We start from the raw sequence: 4,870 nt of genomic DNA, 5'->3' as shown, positions 1-4,870 counted from the left end.
GGCATCCGCCGGGCGGGCCTCACGCCTTTCTTGCATCGAACCCGGGGCACCGGTTCCGGACGCGATCACAGCCGCGGCAGCCCGGCCCGGCCCAGCTCCGGCGGGACCACGCGCGCAAGCAGCACCGCGGTGTCGTCGTCCGGCGACGGCTGGGCCAGCGCCGCCACGATCTCGTCGATCAGCGTCTCGCTCGACGCGCCGGGGCTGAGCCGCAGTCCGGCCAGCTGGTCGAGCGAGTGGTCGATGTCCACGCCCCGGCGCTCGATCAGGCCGTCGGTGTACATCAGCAGCAGATGGTCCTCGGGCCAGCGCACCACGACGGTGCTGTACGGGCCCGCGACCCCCACCCCGATCGGCGGCGCCTCCGGCAGGCGTACGAGCGACACCGACCCGTCCGGCGCGATGAACGCCGGCGGCAGGTGCCCGGCGTTGGCGAACGCGCAGACCCGGTTGGCCGGGTCCGCGGCACCGAGCAGCAGCGTCGCCGGGCGCTCGCCGCTGAGCGAGGTGAGCAGGGTGTCCATGCGCTGGAGGATGACGTTCGGCGGGATGTCCATCGCGGCGAGCACCCGCAGCACCGCCCGGTACTGGCTCATCTCGACCGCGGCCTCGACGCCGTGGCCCATGACGTCCCCGATGGCCAGCATCGTCCAGCCGCCGGACAGCCGCACCGAGTCGAACCAGTCGCCGCCGACCAGGTCCTGCGCCCCGGCCGGCAGGTAGCGGCCGACCACCTCCAGCCCGTCACCGGGCTGTCCGGGCGTGGCCAGCAGGCTGCGCTGCAACTCGACGGCGATGCCGTGCTCGCGGGCGTACCGCCGGGCGTTGTCCAGGCTGACCGCCGCCCGGTCGGCGAGCGCCTGCGCCACCGCGACGTCGTCGTTGTCGAACGGCGGCGACTCGCCCTGCCGCACCATCGTCACCGTGCCGACGCGGGCGCCGCGCGCCGACAGCGGCACGACCAGGATCGAGTGGATGCCCGCCGCACGGTACGGCCCGACCCGGTCCGGACTCGGCGCCCGGCGGCCCAGCGCCTCGTCGTCGAGCTGGTTGTCGACCTCCGCCCGGCCGGTCTGGAGTACCCGGGTGATGGTCGCCGTCGGCTGGTAGTCCACGTAGTCGCCAGGCGGGCCGAACCCCCGCATGACCGCGCGCAGGGCCGGACGGGCGGCCATGGCGGTGCGCCGCAGCCGGGTCCGGCCGCGCGGAGAGCGCGCGTTCTCGCCGCGCCCGGGCAGCACCTCCACCGTCGTGCCGTCGGCGATGGCCTCGGTCAGCAGGTCGGCGAGTTCCTGGCAGGTCGTCTCGACGTCCAGCGTGGTGCCGATGCGCACCGTGGCGGCGTCCAGGAGCAGCAGCCGCTCGCGGGCCCGCTCCAGTTCGTGCAGGATCCTGCGGTCCTCGCTGACCTCCTGGATCAGCAGGGCGAGGCCCGGGTGTCCGCCGCCGAGATGGATGCGGTGGAAGCTGCCGCGCCAGTAGCGCTGCGCGTGCGGCGAGGTCACGTGCGTGTGGCCGGACGTCACGCCCACCCGGGCGACGCCGTCCTCCAGCACCTGGCCCATGACGTCCTCGCGGGCGTCGATCCCGGGGACGACCTCGCGGACGCGCCGCCCGATGTGGTCGGCCGCCGGGATCCCGTTGATGCGGGCGAGGGCCGGGTTGACGTAGCGGAAGCGCAGGTCGGCGTCGAACACCGCCACCCCGGCCTCGGTGCCGTCGACGAGGGCGGCGCAGAGCCCGGCCACGTCGCCGAACACGTCCGGCACCTCGTCCGCCGACATCACGCGACCTCTCCTCCCGAGTGCTCCCGCGTGCTCCCGGGGCCGTCCGCGCCCCCGCGCGCACCCGAGCGGAGCGCCGGTACGCCCCGGCGCTCCCCGGACGGATACCTCCGCGGACGCCCTTTCAGACCCCGCGGACCTCCGGGGTGCCCCAGACGTACCAGCGGCCTGCGCGGAACCGGGACCGTGGCCCCCACGTTCCGCACCGGCCAGGGAGTCCCCGGGAGGCGCTCATGGGCGGCCGGCGCCTGGGCCGGTCGGGCCGCCCGCGGCCCGTTCCGGGTGGCTTGGGGAGCTCGACCTACAATGGGCCGGGGCCGTGACTGGCGCTGAGGTGGAGTACCACCGTGGAGCGGCCCGCCCGACCGTTGTTTCCTGGGCGGTCCGACGCGAACCCGCGTGCCGCGCGCCTGGGCGACCTCGATGCGAGATCACTCGGGAGACGCACGTGACCGCACGACTCATGGACGGCACCGCCCTGGCCCGCGACATGGTGGACCGCACCGCCGAACGCGCCCGCGTCCTGCACGAGCGCACGGGCGTGGTGCCGTGCCTGGCGACGGTGCTGGTGGGCGAGGACCCGGCGTCGGTGACGTACGTCCGGATGAAGCGCAACCGCTGCGACAAGGCGGGTATCGAGTCCCGCCACATCGCGCTGCCCGCTTCGATCGGCACCGCTGAACTCGTGGACACCATCGGCGCGTTGTCCGCCGACCCCGCGGTGCACGGGATCCTGCTCCAGCACCCGGTGGGCGAACACATCGACGAACGCGCGGCGTTCGACGCCATCGCCCCGGAGAAGGACGTGGACGGCGTCACCAGCATGTCGTTCGCGGCGATGAGCTTCGGGCTGCCCGGGTTCGTGTCGTGCACGCCGGGCGGGATCATGCGCCTGCTCGACGCGTACGACGTCGAACTCTCCGGCCGCCACGCGGTGGTGGTCGGCCGCAGCGCGATCCTCGGCAAGCCTGCGGGCATGCTGCTGCTGGCGCGGGACGCCACGGTGACGTACTGCCACTCGCGCACGCGCGACCTGTCGGAGATCGTCGGCCAGGCCGACATCGTGGTCGCCGCGGTCGGCCGCGCCGCCCTGATCAAGGGCGCGGATCTCAAGCCCGGTGCGGTTGTCGTGGACGCCGGCTACAACGAAGGCAACGTCGGGGACGTGGACTTCGAAGGCGCGTCGGAACGGGCGAGCCTGATCACCCCGGTCCCGGGCGGGGTCGGGCCGATGACGATCGCGCTGCTTCTGGAGCAGACCATGGACTCCGCGGAACGGGCGGCGGTGTAGGACGAGCCGGGCCCGGCGCCTGTCCCTCGACTTCCGCGGAACGGGCGGCGGTGTGAAACGAGCCGGGCCGTGCCTGTTCCCTCGACTTCCGCTCCCGGGGCCGCCGGACGCCGGGGGGCGGCAGGTCAGGGGCGTGCCGGGAACGCCTGAGTGCCAAGCGCGGCAAGGAGGTTCAGCGACTCCTGGTCGCGCGATCCGGGGGCCGCGGTGTAGACGACGAGCCGCAGCGCCGATCCGGTGGCCTCCAGTACGTCGCAGTCCAGCGCGAGGCGGCCGACCTGCGGGTGCTGCACGGTCTTGAGCTGCGACGTGCCGGCCGAGATGTCCGCCGCACCGGTCCAGCGGGACTCGAACGACGGGCTGCACGCACGGAGTTCGTCCAGCAGGCCGCGAACGCGCGGGTCGTGGGGATAGCGGGCGAGGCCGGCGCGGAGGTCGGCGACGGCGTACGCCTCGAAGGCCGCGGCCTCCTCGGGCGTGCGTACGACGCGCGAGGGCCGACCGGTGAAGTGGCGGCGCAGGACGTTGGGTTCGCCGTCGTCGCCGGTGACGTCGTCGCCGAGCAGGGCGACCGCGAGCGGGTTGGCGAGCACGACGTTCCAGACCGGGTCGACCACCACGACGGCGGCGTCGTGCAGGCGGTCGATGATGCGCTGCACGCCGGGCGTCACGTGCGTGGACGCGATGCCGGGTGCGGGCGAGGCGTGCCCGGCGAGACGGAAGAGGTGGTCGCGCTCGTCGTCGGTGAGGCGCAGCGCGCGGGCGAGCGGGCCCAGGACCGCGGCGGAGGGGCGTCCGGCCCTGCCCTGTTCGAGGCGGGCGAGGTATTCGACCGAGAGCCCGGCCAGGGTCGCCAGCTCCTGGCGGCGCAGCCCTGGAGTGCGACGGCGCGGTCCGGTGGGCAGGCCCGCCTCGGCGGGGGCGAGGCGGTCGCGCCACGCGCGCAGCGAGCGGCCGAGGTCGGTGCTGTCCATATGTCCCATTGTCACCGGCCGGGCGGCGGTGCGGGGGCGCCGAGGGTCGCCCTGCCAGTACCAGTCTGATCTTGGCCTCCTTGTCCGGTCCGCGGGCTCGCAGGATGGGCCCGAGGCTCATGAGGGCCCGTGACGAGGAGGAACACCATGCGTACCGCCGATGCCGCACCTGCGGTCACCGCCCTGGACCAGCCGCTGCTGGAGCCCGTGCGACTGGGCGGGCTCAGCCTTCCCAACCGGATGATTCTGGCTCCGCTGACTCGCGCCCGGGCGGCGAACGAGGGGCGGACCCCGACCGAGCTGCACGCGGCCTACTACGCGCAGCGGGCGAGTGCGGGGCTGATGGTGACGGAGGGGACGTGGGTGAGTGAGCGGGCTGTCGGGTTCGTGAACGTGCCGGGGATCCACTCGGACGCGCAGGTGGCGGCGTGGCGCCGGGTGACGGACCTCGTACACGCGGTGGGCGGGCGGATCGTGCAGCAGCTCTGGCACGTCGGGGCGGCCTCGCATCCGGACCACCTCGGGGGCGCGCTCCCGGCGGGGCCGTCGGAGGTGAACCCGCACGAACAGTCCTTCACCGCGGCGGGGTTCCAACCGACGCCGACGCCGCGCGCCATGACGGTCGCGGAAATCACGGAGACCGTGGGGGAGTTCCGGCACGCGGCCGGAAACGCGCGCCGGGCCGGGTTCGACGGCGTCGAGATCCACGCGCTCGGGTCCTCGCTGTTCCCGCAGTTCCTGAACCCTCGGCTCAACGTCCGCACCGACGCATACGGCGGCGACCCGGCCCGGCGCCGGCGCCTCCTGCTGGAGGTGGTGGA

At 74.3% G+C, this 4,870-nt stretch carries 3 protein-coding genes and 1 pseudogene; 2 read left to right on the top strand and 2 right to left on the bottom strand.

Annotated features, from left to right (window positions below):
* Positions 1–65: 65 nt before the first annotated feature.
* Positions 66–1,784: a SpoIIE family protein phosphatase gene (locus ACRX5S_RS01460; protein WP_436771135.1), complete on the bottom strand. Its 1,719-nt coding sequence runs from the start codon at positions 1,782–1,784 to the stop codon at positions 66–68.
* Positions 1,785–2,247: 463 nt separating this feature from the next.
* Between ACRX5S_RS01460 and ACRX5S_RS01455 the strand changes: the two genes are divergently transcribed.
* Positions 2,248–3,075 (top strand): bifunctional 5,10-methylenetetrahydrofolate dehydrogenase/5,10-methenyltetrahydrofolate cyclohydrolase, encoded by an 828-nt coding sequence (locus tag ACRX5S_RS01455; protein ID WP_436771134.1) that lies wholly within the window; start codon positions 2,248–2,250, stop codon positions 3,073–3,075.
* Positions 3,076–3,200: 125 nt separating this feature from the next.
* On the opposite strand, the gene ACRX5S_RS01450 is transcribed toward ACRX5S_RS01455, so the two are convergent.
* On the bottom strand, positions 3,201–4,049 hold the full coding sequence (locus tag ACRX5S_RS01450; RefSeq protein ID WP_436770810.1) for a helix-turn-helix transcriptional regulator: 849 nt from the start codon (positions 4,047–4,049) through the stop codon (positions 3,201–3,203).
* A gap of 147 nt (positions 4,050–4,196) precedes the next feature.
* Here ACRX5S_RS01450 and ACRX5S_RS01445 point away from each other — a divergent pair.
* A pseudogene (locus ACRX5S_RS01445) lies at positions 4,197–4,870 on the top strand (alkene reductase); the annotation flags it as partial.

This window comes from Yinghuangia sp. YIM S09857, from assembly GCF_051388915.1.
In the GTDB taxonomy this organism is placed as follows: domain Bacteria; phylum Actinomycetota; class Actinomycetes; order Streptomycetales; family Streptomycetaceae; genus Yinghuangia.
This window is presented reverse-complemented; position numbering and strand designations above follow the sequence as displayed.

Bases quoted from the DNA above. Each gene is read 5' to 3' on its own strand.
- ACRX5S_RS01450 (WP_436770810.1), bottom strand. From the start codon at position 4,049: ATGGACAGCACCGACCTCGGCCGCTCGCTGCGCGCGTGGCGCGACCGC.
- ACRX5S_RS01455 (WP_436771134.1), top strand. From the start codon at position 2,248: ATGGACGGCACCGCCCTGGCCCGCGACATGGTGGACCGCACCGCCGAA.
- ACRX5S_RS01460 (WP_436771135.1), bottom strand. From the start codon at position 1,784: ATGTCGGCGGACGAGGTGCCGGACGTGTTCGGCGACGTGGCCGGGCTC.